This window comes from Sphingobium sp. FW306-1B-F04DB (assembly GCF_058781925.1).
In genome coordinates, this window is record NZ_JBYSXE010000040.1 from 1 (window position 1) to 20349 (window position 20349).

Annotated in this window: 22 protein-coding genes; 11 read left to right on the forward strand and 11 right to left on the reverse strand. The window is 65.5% G+C overall.

Features of this window, described 5'->3' with window-relative positions:
* A partial coding sequence (locus AC3WJD_RS15880; RefSeq protein ID WP_492747679.1) for a PepSY domain-containing protein occupies window positions 1–582 on the forward strand: 582 nt, incomplete at its 5' end.
* 47 nt (window positions 583–629) lie between these two features.
* A complete protein-coding gene (locus tag AC3WJD_RS15885) occupies window positions 630–1226 on the forward strand; it encodes an HD domain-containing protein (RefSeq protein ID WP_492747680.1) in 597 nt (198 codons plus the stop codon).
* Between the two features lie 76 nt (window positions 1227–1302).
* On the opposite strand, the gene AC3WJD_RS15890 is transcribed toward AC3WJD_RS15885, so the two are convergent.
* The 3 genes from AC3WJD_RS15890 to AC3WJD_RS15900 all read right to left on the reverse strand — a co-directional run bounded on the left by AC3WJD_RS15890 (window position 1303) and on the right by AC3WJD_RS15900 (window position 6795).
* Complete coding sequence (locus AC3WJD_RS15890) at window positions 1303–3924, reverse strand: TonB-dependent receptor (RefSeq protein WP_492747681.1); 2622 nt, start codon at window positions 3922–3924, stop codon at window positions 1303–1305.
* Window positions 3925–4115: 191 nt separating this feature from the next.
* Window positions 4116–5090, reverse strand: coding sequence for a GlxA family transcriptional regulator (locus AC3WJD_RS15895; protein ID WP_492747682.1), 975 nt, complete (start codon window positions 5088–5090; stop codon window positions 4116–4118).
* Between the two features lie 109 nt (window positions 5091–5199).
* Window positions 5200–6795, reverse strand: a complete 1596-nt coding sequence (locus tag AC3WJD_RS15900) for a bifunctional AfsR/SARP family transcriptional regulator/alpha/beta hydrolase (RefSeq protein ID WP_492747683.1) — start codon at window positions 6793–6795, stop codon at window positions 5200–5202.
* A 253-nt stretch (window positions 6796–7048) separates the two neighbouring features.
* Between AC3WJD_RS15900 and AC3WJD_RS15905 the strand changes: the two genes are divergently transcribed.
* The 3 genes from AC3WJD_RS15905 to AC3WJD_RS15915 all read left to right on the forward strand — a co-directional run bounded on the left by AC3WJD_RS15905 (window position 7049) and on the right by AC3WJD_RS15915 (window position 10647).
* Window positions 7049–7960: a diiron oxygenase gene (locus tag AC3WJD_RS15905; protein ID WP_492747684.1), complete on the forward strand. Its 912-nt coding sequence runs from the start codon at window positions 7049–7051 to the stop codon at window positions 7958–7960.
* 32 nt (window positions 7961–7992) lie between these two features.
* Window positions 7993–8556, forward strand: a complete 564-nt coding sequence (locus tag AC3WJD_RS15910; RefSeq protein WP_492747685.1) for an OsmC family protein — start codon at window positions 7993–7995, stop codon at window positions 8554–8556.
* A gap of 204 nt (window positions 8557–8760) precedes the next feature.
* Complete coding sequence (locus tag AC3WJD_RS15915; protein ID WP_492747686.1) at window positions 8761–10647, forward strand: PhoX family protein; 1887 nt, start codon at window positions 8761–8763, stop codon at window positions 10645–10647.
* Between the two features lie 186 nt (window positions 10648–10833).
* Here the strand turns inward: AC3WJD_RS15915 and AC3WJD_RS15920 are convergent, their stop codons facing one another.
* From AC3WJD_RS15920 to AC3WJD_RS15930, 3 genes are all read right to left on the reverse strand, one after another.
* Window positions 10834–11319, reverse strand: coding sequence for an aminoacyl-tRNA deacylase (locus tag AC3WJD_RS15920; protein WP_492747687.1), 486 nt, complete (start codon window positions 11317–11319; stop codon window positions 10834–10836).
* 159 nt (window positions 11320–11478) lie between these two features.
* The gene (locus tag AC3WJD_RS15925) at window positions 11479–11784 is read right to left on the reverse strand and encodes a PspC domain-containing protein (RefSeq protein WP_492747688.1); all 306 of its coding nucleotides are present in this window, start codon (window positions 11782–11784) and stop codon (window positions 11479–11481) included.
* A 31-nt stretch (window positions 11785–11815) separates the two neighbouring features.
* Window positions 11816–11962 carry a hypothetical protein gene (locus AC3WJD_RS15930; RefSeq protein WP_492747689.1) on the reverse strand — a complete coding sequence of 49 codons (147 nt, stop codon included), beginning with the start codon at window positions 11960–11962 and terminating at the stop codon, window positions 11816–11818.
* An 89-nt stretch (window positions 11963–12051) separates the two neighbouring features.
* Between AC3WJD_RS15930 and AC3WJD_RS15935 the strand changes: the two genes are divergently transcribed.
* From AC3WJD_RS15935 to AC3WJD_RS15945, 3 genes are all read left to right on the forward strand, one after another.
* The gene (locus AC3WJD_RS15935) at window positions 12052–12651 is read left to right on the forward strand and encodes a hypothetical protein (RefSeq protein ID WP_492747690.1); all 600 of its coding nucleotides are present in this window, start codon (window positions 12052–12054) and stop codon (window positions 12649–12651) included.
* Window positions 12652–12805: 154 nt separating this feature from the next.
* The gene (locus AC3WJD_RS15940; RefSeq protein WP_492747691.1) at window positions 12806–13054 is read left to right on the forward strand and encodes a hypothetical protein; all 249 of its coding nucleotides are present in this window, start codon (window positions 12806–12808) and stop codon (window positions 13052–13054) included.
* Between the two features lie 77 nt (window positions 13055–13131).
* Window positions 13132–13989: an oxygenase MpaB family protein gene (locus tag AC3WJD_RS15945; RefSeq protein ID WP_492747692.1), complete on the forward strand. Its 858-nt coding sequence runs from the start codon at window positions 13132–13134 to the stop codon at window positions 13987–13989.
* 17 nt (window positions 13990–14006) lie between these two features.
* Here the strand turns inward: AC3WJD_RS15945 and AC3WJD_RS15950 are convergent, their stop codons facing one another.
* Window positions 14007–14282 (reverse strand): hypothetical protein, encoded by a 276-nt coding sequence (locus AC3WJD_RS15950; RefSeq protein ID WP_492747693.1) that lies wholly within the window; start codon window positions 14280–14282, stop codon window positions 14007–14009.
* Window positions 14283–14333: 51 nt separating this feature from the next.
* Between AC3WJD_RS15950 and AC3WJD_RS15955 the strand changes: the two genes are divergently transcribed.
* Window positions 14334–14624, forward strand: coding sequence for a hypothetical protein (locus tag AC3WJD_RS15955; protein WP_492747694.1), 291 nt, complete (start codon window positions 14334–14336; stop codon window positions 14622–14624).
* A gap of 334 nt (window positions 14625–14958) precedes the next feature.
* Window positions 14959–15267, forward strand: coding sequence for a hypothetical protein (locus AC3WJD_RS15960; RefSeq protein WP_492747695.1), 309 nt, complete (start codon window positions 14959–14961; stop codon window positions 15265–15267).
* Between the two features lie 170 nt (window positions 15268–15437).
* Here AC3WJD_RS15960 and lepA read toward each other — a convergent pair whose 3' ends face one another.
* The 3 genes from lepA to AC3WJD_RS15975 form a co-directional block, all read right to left on the reverse strand.
* Window positions 15438–17246, reverse strand: a complete 1809-nt coding sequence (gene lepA / locus AC3WJD_RS15965) for a translation elongation factor 4 (protein WP_492747696.1) — start codon at window positions 17244–17246, stop codon at window positions 15438–15440.
* 136 nt (window positions 17247–17382) lie between these two features.
* Window positions 17383–18099, reverse strand: a complete 717-nt coding sequence (locus AC3WJD_RS15970) for a COG3904 family protein (RefSeq protein WP_492747697.1) — start codon at window positions 18097–18099, stop codon at window positions 17383–17385.
* Complete coding sequence (locus AC3WJD_RS15975; RefSeq protein ID WP_492747698.1) at window positions 18086–18604, reverse strand: hypothetical protein; 519 nt, start codon at window positions 18602–18604, stop codon at window positions 18086–18088. The genes AC3WJD_RS15970 and AC3WJD_RS15975 overlap by 14 nt, the downstream gene beginning before the upstream one ends.
* 169 nt (window positions 18605–18773) lie before the next feature.
* On the opposite strand from AC3WJD_RS15975, the gene AC3WJD_RS15980 reads away from it, so the two are divergent.
* Window positions 18774–19727, forward strand: coding sequence for a cytochrome D1 domain-containing protein (locus AC3WJD_RS15980; RefSeq protein ID WP_492747699.1), 954 nt, complete (start codon window positions 18774–18776; stop codon window positions 19725–19727).
* A 6-nt stretch (window positions 19728–19733) separates the two neighbouring features.
* Here the strand turns inward: AC3WJD_RS15980 and pnuC are convergent, their stop codons facing one another.
* The gene (gene pnuC, locus AC3WJD_RS15985) at window positions 19734–20306 is read right to left on the reverse strand and encodes a nicotinamide riboside transporter PnuC (RefSeq protein WP_492747700.1); all 573 of its coding nucleotides are present in this window, start codon (window positions 20304–20306) and stop codon (window positions 19734–19736) included.
* Between the last annotated feature and the right edge of the window lie 43 nt (window positions 20307–20349).

A 20349-nucleotide genomic window follows, 5' to 3' on the forward strand; every position in this document is an offset into this window, starting at 1 on the left:
CACCATGCCCCCGCCGCCGATCTCCCCTGGTCGATGCAGGCCGCAGCTCCCCCGCATGGCGGGCACCATCGCGCGATCGGCCCCGACCGCGTCGCCGCGATCGCCACCGCGCGCGGCATCGGCCCCGGCTGGACGATGGTGCTGCCCACCGCCCCCGGCGCGCCATGGCTCGTCACCGATGCCAGCCCGCGCACCGCCGACACGCGCGTGCTTTATATCGACGCCGCAACCGGCAAAATACTGCAGGACGCGCGCTGGGCCGATTTCGGCAAGGGTGCCAAAGCGATCGAATGGGGCATCGCGGTCCATCAGGGCGAGCAATATGGCGAGCCCAATCGCCTCATCATGCTCATCGGCTGCATCGCCGTCCTGCTGCTCGCGATCAGCGCGCCCGTGCTCTGGTGGAAGCGCCGCTTCGCCATCCCGCCGGCCGCGCGCGATCCCGCGAAAACGCGCGGAGTGGCGGCGATCATGCTCGTGCTCGGCGCGCTCTTCCCCCTCACCGGCGCGACGATGGTCGCGGCGCTGCTGGGCGAATGGCTGTGGAACAGACGGCGCAAAAGGTCGCATTTTGCAACCTGACACGGCCGGCGCTATCCTCTCCGACAAAACATACCGGAGAGGATGCCATGACGCTCGAGACGCACGACCGCGCGCAGTTCACCGCGATGGAGAATGGCACGCAGGAAGACTGGATGAAGATCGCCAGCCATTTCGGCCCCTTTGCGGCCAATGGCGGCAAGCGCGTGCTCGACCATCTTCGTCTGCTCGAGGGCGATTATGGCGGCTTTCCAGTCGACCGGATGCAGCATTCGCTCCAGACCGCGACGCGCGCGCATCGCGACGGGCGCCCCGACGACTATGTCGTGATGGCGCTGATCCACGACATCGGCGATACGCTGGGCGCCTATAACCATCCCGACATCGCCGCGGCGATCATCAAGCCCTTCGTCTCGGAGGAGCTCCATTGGATCACCGCGCAGCACGGCATCTTCCAAGGCTATTATTTCTTCCACTATCTCGGCATGGACCGCGACCTGCGCGAACAATATCGCGGCCACCCGCATTTCGAGGCATGCGCGGAATTCTGCGAGAAATACGACCAGTCGGCCTTCGATCCCAATTACGAGAGTGCGCCCTTGAGCTTCTTCGAGCCGATGGTGATGAAGCTGTTCGAACGCCCCCGCCAGAGCATCTACGCCAAGGCGCTCGACGACGCGGCCTGAGCCGTTCGCCCCAGCCCAAAACAAAACCGCCGCCCCCTTCGGGACGGCGGCCTTGTTCATGCGGTTCTGAAAGAGATCAGAAGCCGACGATGAGCGAGCCGATGAAGGTCCGCGGCGCGCCGATCTGCGTGAAGGGCACCGTGTTGTTCGCCAGCTGGCCGTCGAAACCGCCGACATAGAGCTTGTCGAACAGGTTGGTGACGTTGAACTGGAGATAGGTCTTGTCGCCAAGCCCCGCCCAGTCGAGCGCGACGCGCGCGTCGAGGTCGACCAGCGTATAGGCCGGCGCCTTGTTGGGATAGACCGCGACACCGTTCTGGAAGAGCGGCGTGTTCTGGTCGTTCACGTAGCGCGGACCGGTGCGCTTGACCTGCGCGCCGAGCTCGACCGGACCGAGGCGACCCTGTGCACGACCACCCCAGGTGAAGGTCGGCGCACCCGATTCGCGCTTGCCCGAGGTGTCGGCGAAGATCGGCGCGGCAGCGGTGCCGCCGATCTGCACGTCGTCCTTGATCTTCGACTTCAGGTACGAACCGAAGGCGTAGAGCGAGATTTCGGGGATCGGCTGGTACGAAACGCTGGCGTCGATGCCGTATTTCTCGACCTTGCCGAGGTTACGATAGACGTTGCGCTCGGTTTCGGGGTCGAACGACGAGGCCAGACGATCCTTGAAGATCGTGTACCAGGCCGAAACCTGCGCCTGCATCGTGCCCGAACGGACGCGATAGCCAAGGTCGAAATTATCGGTCGTCTCGGGAACCGGGTTGGCCGACTCGGTGTCCGCGGGGAAGAAGAACGCGTTGTACAGGTTGTCCGTACCCGGCACCTGAACGCCCTTCGAATAGTTGGCGAACATGGTCAGGTCGTCGGTGATGTCATAGGTCACGCCCACATTGGGGGTGATCTTGTCATACTTGCGAATGCGCTGTTGCGGCCCCTGAACCGGCTGGATGCCAGCTGCACCGGTGTTCACGGTCGGGTTGGCCGCCAGCCAGGCCGCGAGACCCGCGGCGTTGGTACCGAAGCACTCGACGAAGCCGGTCACGCTCGAGGTGGCGCAGTTGTTGGTGAGGTCGCGCTTGAAGAACGACGCGGCGAGGCCGACGTTCGCGGTCAGGCGGCCGAACTCACCACGATACTCGCCCGCGATCTTGTGCAGCGTCGCGATCGACTTGCGATCACGCTTCTGCAGCACGTTGCCGTCGACATCCTTGAGCGGATCGTTGACCGGGAAGACATCGACGGGCGAGCCGTCGAGGCGCAGGAAGCCGGTCTCGCCGGTCTGGCGGTGACGCGCGCGGTCATAGCTGTAGGTCAGACGGACGACGTTGGTGTCGTCGATGTCATAGCGCAGACCCGCGATCACGCCATAGCGGTTGGTCTGGGTCTGGCTGGGCGCGAGCACGCGGATCGAGTCGAGCGTATCACCATCGCCGTTGAGGTCGCGGCCATAATAGGGCGTGCCGCCGATATAGCCGGTCTGGCAGCTGACAATCGCACCATTGGGTGTGGTGTTGCAGTTGGCGAAGTTCGGATTGGCCACGGAGTCGGGCAGCGCCGGGTTCGGGCGCGCGGGATTGACGTCGCGACGCGCTTCCTGGCCGACCACGGTGCCGCCGCCATTGGCCTTCACATACTGGAAGCTCGGATCGACCGTCAGGACGAGGCCGTCGGTCAGCGTGAAACGCGAGTTGAGGCGGATGTTGCCGGTGTTCGACGGGTTGAAGCGCTCGTCGAAGGTCGAGCCGCAGCTGTTGGCCGAATCGACGACGCCCGGACGGGCAACCGTGTTGATCTGGCAGCGCGCGATCGTGTAGTCGCGATCATCCTTGTTCAGCGGGAAACGGTTGGGAACGATGCGATTGCCGGCCGTGTCGAGGCGCAGCGGCACCGAACCGAAGAAATTGTTGCGGTTCTGGTTGTAGTGGCCCGAGATCGCGACGAAGTCGCCGCTGTCGCCGATCGGCTGGTAGATCTTGGCGTTGTACTGCTGCTTGTCGATCTTGCCCTGGTGCGCCTTGACCGTGGGCGTGTCGACATTGCCGAACACCGTGTCGTTGGTCGCCGAGCTCGCCGAGACAAACGCGCGCGTGCCCCAGGGGCCGATCTCGCCGGTGTCGACCATGCCGAACACGCGGAAGAAATCGAAATCGCCCGCCGAGCCGACGAACTTGACGCCGAAGTCCTCATCGGGGGTGCGCGTGCGATAGTTGACGGTCGAACCCGAAGCCGCGGCGGTCGGGCTGTCGACGTCGGTGGTGCCGAGGTTGACGTTGACCTGTTCGATCAGCTCGGGGTCGAGCTGCTGGTTCGAATAGAGCGCGTAGTTGCCCGAGTCGTTGAGCGGGATACCGTCAAAGGTCTGGTTGATGCGCGTGTTGTCGAAACCGCGGATCGACATCTTGCCGCCCGCCGAGCCGAAGGGGTCGTTGTTCTGGAAGCTGACACCCGGCATCTGGTTGATGATGTCGTTGATCGTCTGGCCGGGCGCCTGGCGCGAAATGAATTCCTGCGTCAGCACCTGCTTGGCCTTCGACGTGTCGGGCGTGACCACGCCGGCAAGGCCTTCATTGGCCCGCGCGCCGGTCACGATGATCTCTTCCGCTTCGAAGTCGATCGAGCCCGTCGACTGCGCGAACGCCGCAGCCGGCATCATCAGGGCGACCGTGGCCGCACCGTAGAACAGTGTCTTCTTCATCTATTTCCCCTTCGTGCGACCTGCGCCGCTTGCAAAAAGCGCAATCTGTTGTGGCGCTGCACTGCAGCAAATCCGGCGCCCCTAGAAGCCCCAAATGTTGCGCTGGGATGACAACAACTTAGAAAATTACCGACTGGTGCAATTATGCAACAATGCCAAAATTTGTGCGGGTGCAGCAGCCATAGTCGGGATCACGCGTTCTGGTCGCCCTCAAGGCTCGAGCGAAAGGCACGGCGATAGGCGCCGGGGGTTACGCGCATCTGGCGGACAAAGGCGCGGCGCATAGCGTCCTGCCCCGAAAATCCGCATTTGAGCGCGATCGCATCGACGCTGGGCGGCCCCGCCTCGAGCATCCGCCGCGCCGCGTCGATCCTAGCCTTTTCGACATAGTCGGCGGCGCTCATCCCCGTCTCGCGGCGGAATACGCGCGAGAAATTGCGCTCGCTCATATGCGCCTGCCGCGCGAGCGCGCCCAGCGAATGATTCTCCTCGGGATGGTCGCGCACGCGGATCTGGATGCGGCCGATATTCTCGCGCAGCGCGGCCGGGCCGGCGAGGTGGACGCTGTATTGCGCCTGCCCGCCGGGGCGGCGGAGGAACGTCACCAGCCGCCGCGCCACCCACAGCGCGAGCGCTCGCCCGTGATCCTCCTCGATCAGCGCCAGCGTCATGTCGATTGCGGCGGTGACGCCGCCCGCGGTGATCAGCCGCCCGTCGCGCAGCACGATCCGGTCGGCCTCGATCCGCGCACGCGGGAATTGCCGCGCCAGCTCGGCGGCATAGGCCCAGTGCGTCGTCGCGCGCCTGCCGTCGAGCAGCCCCGCGGCGCCCAGCCAGAAGGCGCCCGTACAGACCGAGCCATGCCGCCGCGCCGCCATTGCCTCGCGCCGCAACCAGTCCGCCGCCTCGGATGTCGGGGGAAAGGGCAGGCCATAGGCGCCCGTGACGATCAGCGTGTCGGCAGGCCCGTCAAGATCCTCGAGCACGCCGTCGGGCATCACGCGCAGCCCCGAATGGCAGCAAATGGGCTGCGCCTGCTCGGCGAGCATGACCGCTTCATATTGGCGCTGGGGCGGCAGCATGGCGTTCGCTTCGGCCAGGGCGTCGAGGATACCGCACAGCTCCAGCGAATGGGCATTGGCGGGCGCAATGATGGCGAACAGCATAGTGTTCCCCCATTTTTTGCGACCTGCCGGATTATCCTCCTTTCCTAAGGGTGGCGCAATAAGATTGTTTGTTGTGCAGACAAACCGACACTTTCGGCCACACAGACGGTCAGGCAAGAAACTTACGTACCCTTTCGAGCAATTTGGGCCAGGCGGGCTCATGTTCGAGCAGCAGGTGATTGCGGCTTTCGAGCGCGACGAATTCGGCGCCCGGAATCCCCGCGGCGATCGCCCGCCCCGCGGTGAAGGGGATCACCGCGTCGTCGCGCGCATGGAGTACGATCGTCGGCACGCTCACCTTGGGGAGCAGCTCGCGCACGTCGATCGCGCCAAAGGCGAGTTGCAGCCGCTCGGCATTGGCGGGCGAGGTCGTCATGCGCTGGAGTTCGTTGAACCACTCCATCGCGTCATGCGGCGCTTCGGGAAAGAAGAGCGAGGTGAACATCTGGCGAAAGGCGGGATTGTTCTGCCCCCAGCCCTCGCGCGTCAGCGTCAGCATCGCCTCGCGCCGCTCGATCTCTCCGGGCTGGGCGCGGACGCGCCAGCCCGTGGCGTAGGCGCCGTACAGGATCAGCCGCCGCACGCGCTCGGGATGGCGGACCGCGTAGGCGATCGACACGCTGCCCCCTTGCGAGATGCCGAGCAGGTCGAAACGGTCGAGCCCCGCGGCATCGACGACGCTTTCAAGGTCGTCGACGAAATCCTCGAAGCTGATGCTCGGCGTGTTCCAGTCGGACAGCCCGTTGCCGCGCTCGTCATAGCGGACGACGCGGCCATGCTCGAGCATCGCGCGCAGCCAGTGCCGCCACACCGGGCTGTCCCAGTCATATTCGAGATGGTTGAGCCAGTTGGCCGCCTTGACCAGCGCGGGCCCCTCGCCCACCACCGAATAGGCGAGCCCGGTGCCGTCCGAGGCGGTACAGAAATGCACGTGCTGCACGGGCAACGGCGCAGCATCCGCTTCCGGCGCGGGATCGGCGGCTGCGCCGGTATTGCGCATCGCATTGGGAATCGGCACATCGCCTTCATTGAGCTTGCGGATGCCGAGTGCGCGCTGCTGGTCGGCCTCGGCGCGCCGCCCCGTCCGGTCGAGCAGCTCGATCAGCGCCACGCGCGCGAGCGCATCATAGCCGTCGAGCATCGTCCATTCGCGCGCCAGCTCGAGCGCGCGTTCGGGGTCGATCGGCCGGCGCGTCGTCTCGCGCAGCAGCGCGACGCGCCACAGCCGCACGTCCTCGCGCATCGCGACGAGCCAGGCCTGGAAGCTGTCGCAGCGCGGCAGTTCGAGCCCTTCGAGGAACTGGCCATCGCCCCATGCCGCCGCCGCGAGCAGCGTCTCGGTGTCGGTCTTGCGGATGTCTTCGGCGGAAAGCGCGCGCAGCGCGCGCCAGTCGACCGCGAGCCCCGCGCAATCGAGCTGCACCGTTTCGCGATCGGCCACCAGCCGGCAGGCGTCGTCCTTCTCGACAACCCCGCGCAGCTTGCTCAGGCTCCAGCGCAGCGCGCCACGCGGATCGTCGGGCACTTCCCATAAGAGTTCGCACAGCCGGTCGCGTCGGATCGGCCGGTCGCTCGTCGCGAGATAGGCAAGCAGCGCGCGCGTCTTCTTGGACGCGGGCAGCGGCACATCGGCCCCTCCCTGCGTCAGCGCCATCGCACCGAGCAGCTTCAGCTCGAGCGCCGGGGGGTCGCTCAGGGAGCTCATGCGTGGAAATTTAACCTTTGCTGCCGCGCACGGCAATTCAAACGCATTTTTCCACATCGCTTTCCACACGGCACCGGCATTCCCCCCTTCGCGGCCAGCGACCCGGCCGCATGTGGAGGACCAGACATGAATGCCAAGTCGAACGCCCTGCTGCGCGCGATAGCGCTCAGCATCTGTGCCGTTTTCTGCAGCGCCATCGCTCTGTCGAGCGCCGCAGCCCCCTTCGCCTGAATGCCGGACAAGGAGCCCCCCGATGTTCCAGCACTTCAGCTATGAAGCGGTTCTATCAGCCTCGCAGCGTGCCACCTGGCAGATCGCGGATGTGATCGGCCCCGATGCCACGCTCGACTTTTCCCGCCCCTTCATGCCCCAGGCGCTCGCGCGCACTGGGAGCATGGAGGGGCTCTCCCCCCGCGAGCAGATCATCCTTAACCAGATCCGCGGGCACGAATATCTGAGCATCTTCGGGCTGGTGGAGGAATTCGTCCTGCCCTTCGTGCTCGATCATGCACGCCCGCACCTCAGCGGCGATGACTGGCGCGTCCGCGCACTGCTCCAGTTCGCGGGCGAGGAAGCCAAGCACATCCAGCTGTTCAAGTGCTTCCACCAGGCCTTTGTCCGCGACTTCGGCACCGAATGTGCCGTCATCGGCCCTCCGGACGCGGTGGCGGCGGAAGTGCTGCGCCACGACCCACTCGCGGTGGCGCTCGTCATCCTTCAGGTCGAATGGATGACGCAGAGCCATTATGTCGACAGCGTCCGCGACGATGAAGCGCTCGATCCGCTCTTCAAGAGCCTGTTGAAGCACCACTGGATGGAGGAGGCGCAGCACGCCAAACTCGACACGCTGATGGTCGAGGCGCTGGCGCACGGCCGCGACCAGCGCGGCATCGCCTACGCGATCGACGAATATCTCGAGATCGGCGCCTTTCTCGATGCCGGGCTCAAGACGCAGACGGCGTTCAACCTTGATGCGTTCGAGCGCGCGACGGGACGCACGCTCGATGCGCAGGCGCGCGAAGCGTTCCTTGCCCATCAGCATCAGGCCGCGCGCTGGACCTATCTCGGCTCGGGCATGGTGCATCCCCGCTTCCGCGCCACGCTCGCGGCGCTCTCACCCGAGGCCGAGACGCGGATCGCGGCCGTCGCCCCTGTTTTCGCGTGAAAAACCATAACTGAAGAAGGAGGAGTATAGTCATGACGGACACCATGACACGCAACCAAGTCAACGGACTCGACCTCGATGCGCTCGACCATATGGTCGCCAGCATCCGCAACGATACCGCCAACGCCGCGGTCAGCTTTCGCGTCAGGACGCGGTGGACTGGCCAGACGCGCAGCGAATCGGTGGTCGAGGGCTATGAACTCGGCGGCGAGAAGATCGAGCGGCGCTTCAAGATCGTCGCTGACGAACCGCACGAGCTGCTTGGTGGCAACAGCGCGCCCAATCCGCAGGAACTGCTGATGACCGCGCTCAATGCGTGCATGATGGTGGGCTATGTCGCCAATGCTGCGCTCCACGGCATCGAACTCCGCTCGGTCGAGATCGAGACCAGCGGGTCGCTCGACCTGCGCGGCTTCCTCGGGCTCGATGAAAGCGTTCCCCCTGGCTATCGCCAGATCGACTATACCGTGCGCATCGCCGGCCCGGGCACGCCCGAGCAGTTCGAAGAAATCCACCAGGCCGTCATGAAGACGTCACCCAATTTCTTCAATCTCAACCAGCCCATCCGGATGAATGGCCGGCTGGAGATCGCCTGACCCCGAAGGCGCCCCTTCCCCTGCCGGTCCCCGATGCGCTCCCAAAGCGGGGGCCGGCTCCTTTTTGTTACAATCATCCATTTGAAATGACATGAAATCGTCATCGCTGTTACCATAGCGAGTCACCATCACCCCTTAAGCGCGCTTGCACGGCGGCGCTGACCGCGACGGCCGAATCCAGCCAGTCACAAGAGGGGTGATTCCATGTCCTATCTGACGGACGAGGCCCGTGCCGCACAGCGCGAGGCGAATCCAGATTGCAACGTTCCGGGCAATTCGCTCGAGGATATCGTCGCCGCCAATCCGGCGCGCCGCACGATCCTGAAACAGGGTCTGGGCCTGTCGCTTGCCTATGCCTTTGGCGCGACCTCTCTGCTCGCGGCCTGCGACGATGACGGGTCGCCGACGCCTACCCCCACGCCGACACCCACCTCGCCAACTCCGACGCCGACCAGCTTTGCGGTGGAATTCAAGCCCGTCGCCAAGACCAATGCCGACGCGGTCACCGTTCCCGCTGGCTATGTCGTCGAAACGCTGTTCTCCGCGGGCGACGCGGTCGTCCCCGGCGCGGTCGCCTGGTCGCAGGGCACGTTCCTGACACCGGACCAGACCGAGAAGGTCGCGGGCGGCAACCATGACGGCATGCACTATTTCGCGATTCCCACGATCGGCGCCAACACCGGCGGCCTGCTCGCGATCAACCACGAGCTTCCCGATTACAACATCCTGCTTGCCGGCGTCGCGCCGGGCACCAGCCCCAACCTTGCGACGCTGACGCCGGATCAGCGCAAGATCGTGCTCTCGGCGGTCGGCATCTCGGTGATCGAGGTGCGCCGCGGCACCGACGGCAAATGGTCGGTGATCAAGGATTCGCCGTACAACAAGCGCTATACGGGCAACACGACCTACCGCGTTGGCGGCCCCGCTGCGGGCGTGGTCGGCACCACCGTCAAGGGCATGCTCAACAACTGCTCCAGCGGCGCGACGCCATGGGGCACTTACCTCACCTGCGAGGAATCGACCGACAACTACCTCGATCCGACACAGCCCGCGCAAGGCTATGGCTGGGTCGTCGAGATCGATCCGCAGGGCAAGCTCGCCGAGCCGACCAAGCGCACCGCAATGGGCCGCTTCGATCACGAGAATGTCGATTTCATGCTCGATTCGAGCAACCGCGTCGCCTTCTACATGGGCGATGATGGCACGCCCGGCTGCATCTACAAGTTCATCCCCAGCCGCCCCTACTCGCCCTCGAGCCGCGCGGCCAATACCGACCTGCTCGATTCGGGCACGCTCTATGTCGCGCGCTTCAATGCCGACGGCACCGGTGAATGGCGCGAGCTGACCCACGGCAAGAACGGCCTCACCGTAGGCGCGACCGATCCGGGCAACACCTCGCAGGGTGCGGTGGCGCCGACCATCGTCAACTTCAACAACCAGGCCGACGTCCTGATCAACACCAAGGCGGCGGCGCGCGTCGCGGGCGGCACCGTCATGGATCGCCCCGAATGGATCACCGTCGCACCCGACAAGAAGTCGATCCTGTGCACGCTCACCAACAATTCGGGCCGCCAGGTCGTCGACGCCGCCAATCCGCGCACGCGCAACCTCCACGGCCACATCATCAAGTGGCGCGAACAGAATGACTCGCCGCTGGCGACGAGCTTCACCTGGGAGATCATCCTGCTCGCGGGCGATCCCTCGCTCGCCGCGGGCGGCGCCAACCTCACGGGCAATATGGTCGGCGATACCTTCTCGAGCCCCGACGGCATCCGCATCGACCCGCAGAACCGGCTCTGGGTGCAGACCGACCACTCGGTCCCCGGCAATTCGGGCCTCGCCGGCACGACGATCGACCAGGCCTTCGGCAACAATGCGATGTTCCATGTCGACCAGGCGACCAAGAAGTCGACGCGCTTCCTCGTCGGCCCCGCGGGCTGCGAGATCACCGGGCTCGCCTACAGCCCCGACCTCACCGCCTTCTTCGTCAACATCCAGCACCCCACGGGCAACTGGCCCGAGGCCGGCAAGCAGCCGCGCTCCTCGACCATCGTCGTCCGCCGCACCGACGGCAAGCCCGTCGGCGCCTGATCCTACCCTCTCTCCCCGGAGGATGGCGGGGAAGCCGTAGAGCCTGATCGGTTGAGGTGGGGGGGGCGCTTCGCGCTTCCACCGATGCCGTGAATCAGGCTCTATTCAAACTGTTGAGACCTTGATTCATGTTTCAGGCTGATTCAGCCTGAAACGATCAAGGTCTAGGGCTTCCCCCGCCGTTTTTTACCCGTCCATCATCGACCAGTGCGTGCTGAAGCTGCCATGGCGCGCGGAGCCGGTCAGCCGCGCGAATTCGCGCTGGCTCATATGGACCAGCGATTTGTGGTCGCCCGCCTCGAAATAGAGGTCGGGCTGGTTGTCGAGGCTGTCGTCGATGATCGTCGAGACGCCATAGCCCGATCCGATCGCGGGGATCGCGCCCATCTCGCAATCGCTGAACACCTGTTCGAGCGCGGTCTCGTCGACGAGTTGCGGGCGTTGCCCGAGTTCTTCCTTGAGGTCCGAAAGCTGGAGCCGGTGATCCGCGGGGAGCACCGCGAGCAGATAGTCGTCGCCGATATCGAGCAGCACGCCCTTGGCGATGCGGTCGGCGGGGATATGGCAGGCCTCGGCGCTCTGCATCGCCGACTTGGTCGGCTTGTGCTCGACCACTTCGTAATCGGCGCGTTGATCGTCGAGATATTGGCGGAGGCGGGGGGCGATGGACATGGCGAATCCTTCCAGTGGCAGCAGGCGCCGCATCCGGGGTTCGCCACGCGACAGACCCTCGAAAAGGATGCTGCGTCGGGCTCGCGATAATACGCCAGTCGCGCCGCGAGGGCCAGCATCGCGATGCCGGGGCCCCGCGAATTCGCGACGAAACGGCCGTCAGGCGGCGTGGGCCATTTCGGCTGTGGGGGCGGGCAGCGCCAGCACCTGCGCGGGGCGCGCTTCGGCCGCACGGCGCCACGGCCACGAGATCCGGCGGCGGCGCGTCGGGAAGAGCACGCGCGACAGACCGACAACCACCCCCGCCGCGGCATAGCCGCCGATCACCGCCACGGGGTTCCACAGCAGGCCCATTGCAAGCGCGATGCGCAGGTAGAGCGGGTTGAAGCCGAAATCCTCGCCGATCGCGGCGCAGATGCCGAGAAGATTGTCCTGCTGGGTGGCATGGGTCTGGGGGGCTTGCATGGAATGGCTCCGACTGGGGTTGTGCCCGACGCTAAGCAGCATCCATGCCAATCGTCGTGAACCGCGGATTTGCGCCAATTTCCACCGCGGCGCATCCGGCCGGCACACGATCACCCGGCGAAAAATACCAGATATTGGGGTTGATCGCGGATATCTGGTGCAATGCCGTGCGCGTCACGCCCCTATCCGCCCGCTCGCACCGCGCTCGCACCGCCCCCACATTTTGCGCTGTCCTACAGATAACCATATCGGTTATTTATCGTCACCATGCAGAACCGATTGCCCGTGCCGCGCGACCAGCGCCAGCCCATACCGACCTTCACCCCGGTCCCCCGCAAATACCGGCACGACGGCTGGACCCCCGAGCGCCAGCGCGCCTTTATCGACGCGCTCGCCGAAACGGGGAGCGTCCGCCACGCCGCGGGGCGCATCAACATGGCGTCCGAGGGCGCCTATGCGCTGCGCCGTGCGCCCGGCGCGGAGAGCTTCCGCGCCGCATGGGAGGCCGCGCTCGACTTCGGCGTCCAGAACCTGCGCGACATCGCGATCGAGCGCGCGATCGACGGCGTGCCGATCCCCGTCTTCCACAAGGGCGAGCAGGTCGGCGAAAAGCGCTCGTACAATGACCGGCTGCTGATGTTCATCCTCAGGCACCATGTCGGCGTCTATGCGCTCCCCGCCGGCCGCGGGCACCCGCCCGCCCCTGCACCCGAGCCCCGTGCCACCGAGGAGGAGACCAACGCCGCGCTCATGAAACAGCTCGAGGCGCTCCACCACCGCCAGCTCCGCGAGCTCGCCCGCGATCCCGCCAAGCGCGCGGCGTGGGAGGTGCTGCGCGGGCCAGTGGACTGGGCGCGATATCGGTAGCCGATCGGGGGCAGCACCCCGTCGAAAAGCGATCGATGGAACCGCGACGGCCCGTCAGCGCTTTTGCCCTTGCGCTTCCCTTTCCCGGCCGGGCGGGATGACGCAGCACCGCCACCGCGCCACGGCCGCTGGCACAGAGGATAGGGAGAGCAGCATGACCACGGACGAACAGGCAGCAGCCGCGAGCTTTGCGCGCGATATCCGGCCCTTGTTTCGTGAACGTGATATCAGTTCGATGCTCCGCGCAGCCCAGCTCGACCTCGGCGACTATGACGCCGTCGCGGGGAGCGCCGACGCGATCCTCGCCCGGCTCGAGGCGGGCGACATGCCCTGCGACGGCGGCTGGCCCGCCGAGCAGGTCGCGCTGTTCCGCAAATGGATCGCGGACGGCAAGCAGGCCTAGCTGGTCTTTTTTTTCCGCCTGTAACCCGGGCCCGACTGGCGCGTTTAGCGCGTGATGGCGTCGCTGGAGCCCGAACCATGTCCGCCGGGACATTCCTGAACCCCGTCCACGCGCTGCGCGGCCGGATCGTGGGCCAGGTGCGCTCGGTCTTCAACGATCGGGCGAAAGGGGAAAGGCCCGTCAAGAGCTCGGACGACGCGCTGTTCCCGCCCGGTTCGGTCATCCGGCGCGTTCACAGCGACGTCACGACGATGATGGTCGGCGGCACCGCCGCGCTGCTGCTGCAGATGCTGCACCCCGCCGCGCTCGCGGGCGTGCTCGAGCATTCCAATTTCCGCGACGACATGCTGGGCCGGCTCCGCCGCACCGCGCGCTTCATCGCGATCACCACCTATGCCGACCACATTACGGCCGAGGCCGCCATAGAGCGCGTCCGCGCGATCCATGATCGCGTCAACGGCACGCTCGCGGACGGCACCGCCTATCACGCCAGCGATCCGCACCTGCTCGCATGGGTGCATGTCGCCGAAGCGACGAGCTTCCTCAAGGCGCGGATCACCTATGCCGAGCCGCGCATGAGCCGCGCCGATCAGGACCGCTACTTCGCCGAATCCGCCGAAGTTGCGCGCAGGCTCGGCGCCGATCCCGTACCCCGCACCCGCGCCGAGGCCGCCGCGCTGATCGCCGCGATGCGCCCCGAGCTTTCCGCCTCGCGCGAATGCCGCGAGGTCGCCCGCCTCATCCTCACCCAGCGGGCGCCCAACGTAATGACATCTTCGGCCCAGCACCTGCTCGCGCTCGCGGCGGTCGACCTGCTCCCCGGCTGGGCCCGCGCCCTGCTTCGTCTCGAAGCCCCCGCCTCGCCCCTGCTGATCCGCGCTGCCACCTTCGGCATGGCCGCCACGCTGCGCTGGGCATTTGCGGCGAGGCGGTAGGGGCGGTCCCGATCGGGCTAGCTGGTCACCCGTGACGCCGGAATGAGCGGCCCGTCGCAAATGCGGTTCAACAGCCCTGCCTGTTTGGGCTCAAGCTCGACAAGAAGGCCAAGCACGTTGATCAACTCGCTCGTATATTCCGGCAGCCAGTGATCGGGTTGAATGTCGCCGAGTGGCGAGGGCGGGCGCCGGTCTCCGATCTGCGGGCGCTCGCGACTCCTGCGGCGATAGCTGAACCACTGGCGCAGCACCTGCTTGCCCGACACCTCATAGGCCCAGACCGCAGCGGGCACCTTGTCGACAAAGCCGCTGCCGACCTTCAGCCGCGACGCCGCAGCATCGTGATGAACGATCTTTTTGCGTCGAACTCCAAACAGCTCGGATTCGATCTCGGCGATGATCGGGCGCCGACATCCTTCGAACCCGACCGTGGCGAAATCCGCGAGGAGCTGGCGCAGATACTGGCGACAGCAAAGGCGGCAACCGATCGCGCGCCGTGGGACGCGCGCACCTTCAAGTATCACAAGGTCGTGTTCCCGCAGATGGCCCGCTGGCTGCCCGACGATGAGCGCGATCAGCTCTGTTTCGAATTCGCGCGTGAGGTTGAGCGGATCGAGCTGCTGATGGCGGCTTAGCGATCGTCCTTCGGGGCTCGCTTCGGTGGGAGCCGGTCGAGGGCGGTAAGTGGCGGCGTTAGCCGCAAGGGCGCCTGTATCTCGACAGGATTAGTCCACGGGGGCGCCGCGAGATGTCTGGCCCCGCGAAGCGCAATCGGGTAAAGAGAGCCGTTCCATCGGCCTCTCTATCGGCGTCGGTCCGGATGACGGGGGAGGGCTTCGGGCTGATCCCGGCATAGCGCCGATCGAACGATAATGGGCCCGCTTCGGCCCGTCCGGACTTGGTCACTGTTACTTGGCTCCGAGTCTGGAGTCAGCCTGGCTGATGGCCTGGCAATCAGGGAGACCTGCCATGACGACTACGAAGATACACAGGATACTTGGCCTCGCGCTCGCTGGTCTGGTTATGACCAGCCTCCCCTTGGCGGTGGGAGCACAGGAAGGCGGGCCGAAACCGGAGGCTGAGATCGATAAATTCTACAAGGGGTGTAAAGACAGCGGGGTGAAAGGCGACGAACTAACAAAATGTTGTAAGGCTGCACAAATCGAGTGTTACAAACTCAACCCCATAAGGGCCTGCGACGCGGGATTTCGGAGATGCACGGGGACAGGAGAGAAGAAAGAGGGCGGAGAGAAGCCTGAGGGCAAAAAAAGAGAATAGCTGCATCCGAAGTGCAGCAATAAACGCCTCCTGCGGAATCTGGACGCTGCCCTACTCACGCATCCGGGCGGGGGGGGGGGGGGGGGGGGGGGGGGGGGGGGGGGGGGGGGGGGGGGGGCCCCCCCCCCCCCCACCTGCTCTACTCCCGCTCTAGCAGTGAAGAGAAAAAGCTAACTCTCATCCCCCATCCGAAGCGCCGCAATGAACGCCTCCTGCGGGATCTGGACGCTGCCATATTCCCGCATCCGCTTCTTGCCTTCCTTCTGCTTCTCCAGCAGCTTCTTCTTGCGCGTGATGTCGCCGCCATAGCATTTGGCGGTCACGTCCTTGCGGAGCGCCGCGATCGTCTCGCGTGCGATCACCTTGCCGCCGATCGCGGCCTGGATCGGGATCTTGAACAGGTGGCGCGGGATCAGGTCCTTCAGCCGCTCGCACATGTGGCGCCCGCGCGCCTCGGCGGCGCTGCGGTGGACGATCATGCTGAGTGCGTCGACGGGCTCGTTGTTGACGAGGATGTTCATCTTCACGAGGTCGCCGGGGCGATGCCCGATCTGGTGATAGTCGAAGCTCGCATAGCCGCGGCTGATCGACTTCAAGCGGTCGTAGAAGTCGAACACCACTTCGTTCAGCGGCAGCTCGTACGTCACCTGCGCGCGGCCGCCGACATAGGTCAGGTTCTTCTGGATGCCGCGGCGGTCCTGGCAGAGCTTCAGGATCGGGCCCAGATACTCGTCGGGGACATAGATCACCGCCTCGATCCACGGCTCGTCGATCTGCTCGATCCTGTTGGGATCGGGCATGTCGGCGGGGTTGTGCAGGTCGAGCTCGCCGCCGCCGTGGGTGAGCTTGATGTTGTAGACCACCGAGGGCGCGGTCGTGATCAGGTCGAGATCGTACTCGCGGGTCAGCCGCTCCTGGATGATCTCGAGGTGGAGCAGGCCGAGGAAACCGCAGCGGAAGCCGAAGCCGAGCGCGGCGCTCGTCTCCATCTCGAAGCTGAACGACGCGTCGTTGAGGCGGAGCTTGGAGATGCTTTCGCGCAGCTTCTCGAAGTCGTTCGCATCGACGGGGAAGAGCCCGCAGAACACCACGGGCTGGACTTCCTTGAAGCCCGGCAGCGCTTCGGCGGCGGGGCGTTTCGCGTCGGTCAGCGTGTCGCCGACGCGCGCCTGCGCCACGTCCTTGATCTGCGCGGTGATGAAGCCGATCTCGCCGGGGCCGAGTTCGCTGAGCTGCTCGATTTTGGGGCGGAAGCAGCCGACGCGGTCGATCAGGTGCATGGTGTCGGCCTGCATGAACTTGATCTGCTGGCCCTTCTTCAGCACGCCGTCGATCACGCGGACGAGGATGACGACGCCCAGATAGGGGTCGTACCAGCTGTCGACGAGCATCGCCTGCAAGGGCGCGGTGCGGTCGCCCTTGGGGTGCGGGATCTTGTGGACGATGGCTTCGAGCACCTCGTCGATGCCGATCCCGGACTTGGCGCTGGCGAGCACCGCCTCCGACGCGTCGAGGCCGATCACCTCCTCGATCTCGGCCTTCACCTTTTCGGGCTCCGCCGCGGGCAGATCGATCTTGTTGATGACGGGGACGATCTCGTGGTCGTGCTCGATCGACTGGTAGACGTTCGCCAGCGTCTGCGCCTCGACGCCCTGCGCCGCGTCGACGACGAGCAGCGCGCCCTCGCACGCCGCGAGGCTGCGGGAGACTTCATAAGCGAAGTCGACATGCCCCGGCGTGTCCATCAGGTTGAGCGTATAGGTCTCGCCGTCCCTGGCCTTGTAGTCGAGGCGCACGGTCTGCGCCTTGATCGTGATCCCCCGCTCCTTCTCAATGTCCATGTTATCAAGGACTTGGCTCGACATCTCGCGGTCGGTCAGCCCGCCCGTCCGCTGGATCAGGCGGTCGGCGAGCGTCGACTTGCCATGGTCGATATGCGCGATGATGGAGAAGTTTCGGATCTTGGAAAGGTCGGTCACGTCATCAGCCAATCAGGAGATTTGGCGCGCTCGATAGCACTCCTGCCGCGAATTGCCAGCGCGGTGATTCCTGCAGAAGCGCTAGGATGCGAGCGCATCCGCGCCTTGCGACGCTCCGGCGCCGCGCGGGCTTGGGTCAGCGGACGTTGGTGACGCGATACTTGAAGAGCTCGTCGGCCGTCAGGCAGCGCCGCGTCGAACGGTCCTCGCCCTGCCCCGCGATCGCCTTCTGCCGGTACATCACCTCGGTCAGCAGCTTGCGTGACACGCCCATGCGGATCAGGAAATCATTGTCGTCACTCGCCAGCAGCGCCGATCCCTGTTCGATATCCCCGATCGTCGCGATCGCGCTGTCTGTGCCCTGCGCCAGATCCTCCTTCACCGCGTCGCGATCGGAGAGATGCGTGAACATGTGGACGATGAACAGCCCGCCGGGATCGACCCAGCGTACGGGCCCGCCCATGAAGACGAAGTTGCACGCGCTGAAGCACGCCCAGCCGCTCGGGATCCGCGTCGCGATGTTGAGGCTGCGGATCAGCCGTCCTGCCTCGTTGCCCGTGCGTGCGTTGCCCCCCGGCGAGCGGATCCAGATTTCGTGGATCGGCTTGTTGGTCTCAATCGCATCGGCCAGCCGCGTGACCATGCCGGTATCGATCTTGCCTTCGGCGAGCAGAACGCGCCGCCCCTGTTCCGCGCGCAGCGTGAAGCGCATCTCGGGATAGCTGCTCCAGTCGAGCACCTTGGGGCAGGTCGGATTGTCGGGATCCATGCCCGCGGGCGCCGCGGCGAGCAACAGCAGTGGCGCAAGCGCCGCCGCCGCGCGGCGCGGACGCCGGAGATCAGACCACTGCATAACCCGACGCGCCTTGCGCCCTGCACATGCGCTTGGAGGCTACGGTCTCTTCGCCATTGACGATGACGACATCGTCGACCGTGACGCAGTCCGCGCCGTCAGCGCCCGCGGTCTGCGCGGTGACGGTCGAGGTGCCGCTGACGCCCTCGCGCGTGGTGCTGGACCAGCTCTCGCTCCCGCCGACGCCCTTGGCGATCGCGACGTCGGTCGCCTTGGCCGCCTTTTTCTGCTCATCCTCGTCGAGCCTGCAGGCGATTGCATCGGTCAGGCTGGTGCTCACCGTGTTGAACGGAATATAGGCCGCGATCCCGCCCGAGCGCCCGATCGTGCTGCTTGCGATGCCGCCGAGGATGCCGCCGAGGATCGCCGAGCTTTGCTTCTTTTTCTTGGAGAGCTTGCAGGGCGTGCCCTGCTCGGCCTTGGTGGTTTCCTGCGCCCTGGCGGGGCTCGGCATCTGCCACGTCGCAAGGACGAGCGGAACGCTCAGAAACAGAACGCGCAGCATAGCGAATTGACCTCCCACCTCAGTGACTGGCGTAGTCCGTAGCCATGCGGTGGTCAATCGAATGCGCGCACCCGACGGCCGCGACGCGCCAGATGGTAACTTGCGGACACGACGCGGATTTTCTTTGTCGCAAAGCCCGCCTAGCATGCCATCGAAGGGAGAACCGCCCGTGCGCCACATCATCGTTGTTGTCCTGCCATTGTTCGCCGTCGCCACCGCGGCGCGCGCCGAGACTCTGATGATAGGCAATAAGGCTGAAGACACAGTGAGCTTCGTCACTCTCGAGACGGGAAAAGAGCGGGCACGGATACCGACCGGCGACATGCCGCACGAAATCGCGGTTTCGCCCGACAGCAAGCACGCCGCGGTGGTCGCCTATGGCGGGACGACGATCGACATATTCGACGTCTCTCGCGCCGAGCGCGTCAAGCGACTCGACATCAGTCCCAATGCGCGGCCGCACGGGCTGGTCTGGCTGCGCGACGGCCGATTGATCGCCACGACCGAGGGCAGCAAGAGCCTGACCATCGTCGATCCGCGGACGGGTGCGGTCAGCGCGATCGCCACCGACCAGGACGGATCGCACATGGTCGCGGTCACCCCCGACGGATCGCGCGCCTATGTCGCCAATATCGCATCGGGCACGGTGAGCGTGATCGACATCAATGCGCGCACCAAGATCGCCGATATCGCGGTCGGGGGACGTCCCGAGGGAATCGCGCTGTCGCCCGACGGCAAGGAATTGTGGGTGGGCGACCTTTCGGCGCCCCGCGTTCAGGTGATCGACACCGCCACGCTCAAGTCCGTCGCAAGCGTTGCGGTCGATCCGGTCGCGATCCGCGTCGCGATCAGCCCCGACGGCAAGACCGTCGTGACCTCGAACGTGCTCGCGGGCACGCTGACCGAGATCGATCGCGTCAGCCGCAAGGTAAGGCGCGCGATCACCGTCAGCGGCGAGAAGGAGGCGACGCAGGTGACGATCCTGTTCTCGCGCGACGGCAAGCGACTCTATGCGGCCGAGACCGGGCGCGATACGGTCGCCGAGATCGACATGAAGAGCGGGAAGGTGCTGCGCCGCATCGCTGCGGGCAAGAATGGCGACGGCCTCGGCATCGCGCCGTGACGCTGGTCAGGCGGCCATTTGCCGACCGCGTCCCCGCAACGCACGCAGCCATTCCTCCTGTCCCCAGATGGACAGCGCGAGCAGTGCGACATAGAGAGCGGAAGTCAGCGGAAGCTCCTGGACCCAGTAGAGCCCGACCGCGAGCACGTCGATGCCAATCCACAGCGGCCAGTTCTCGATATATCGCCGGATGAGCAGCATCTGTGCTGCCACGCTCATCATCGCGATCGCCCCGTCCCACCAAGGGAATTGTACCGTCGCGCTCACATGCACCAGCCAGCCCCATAGCAGGATCGCGACGACGAGCCCCAGCGCCAGCGCGATGCGCTGCCAGCGCGTGAGCATCTCGACGCGGATCTCGCCCATCGCGGCCTTGCAGCGCGCCCAGTGCAACCAGCCATAGATGTTGACCACAAAGAAAAAAATCTGGAGCCCGGCATGGATGTAAAGGCCAGCGCGTGAGAAGATGACATAATAGAGCGCGACCGTCGCCATCGCGACCGGAAAGTTCCAGATACTGCGCCGGACGACGAGCACGACGTTTACTACGCCGAGGATCGCCGCGATGATTTCCAGCATTCCCACATCGTAGCGATAGCAGCGCGCCCCGCGCCCCGCCAGC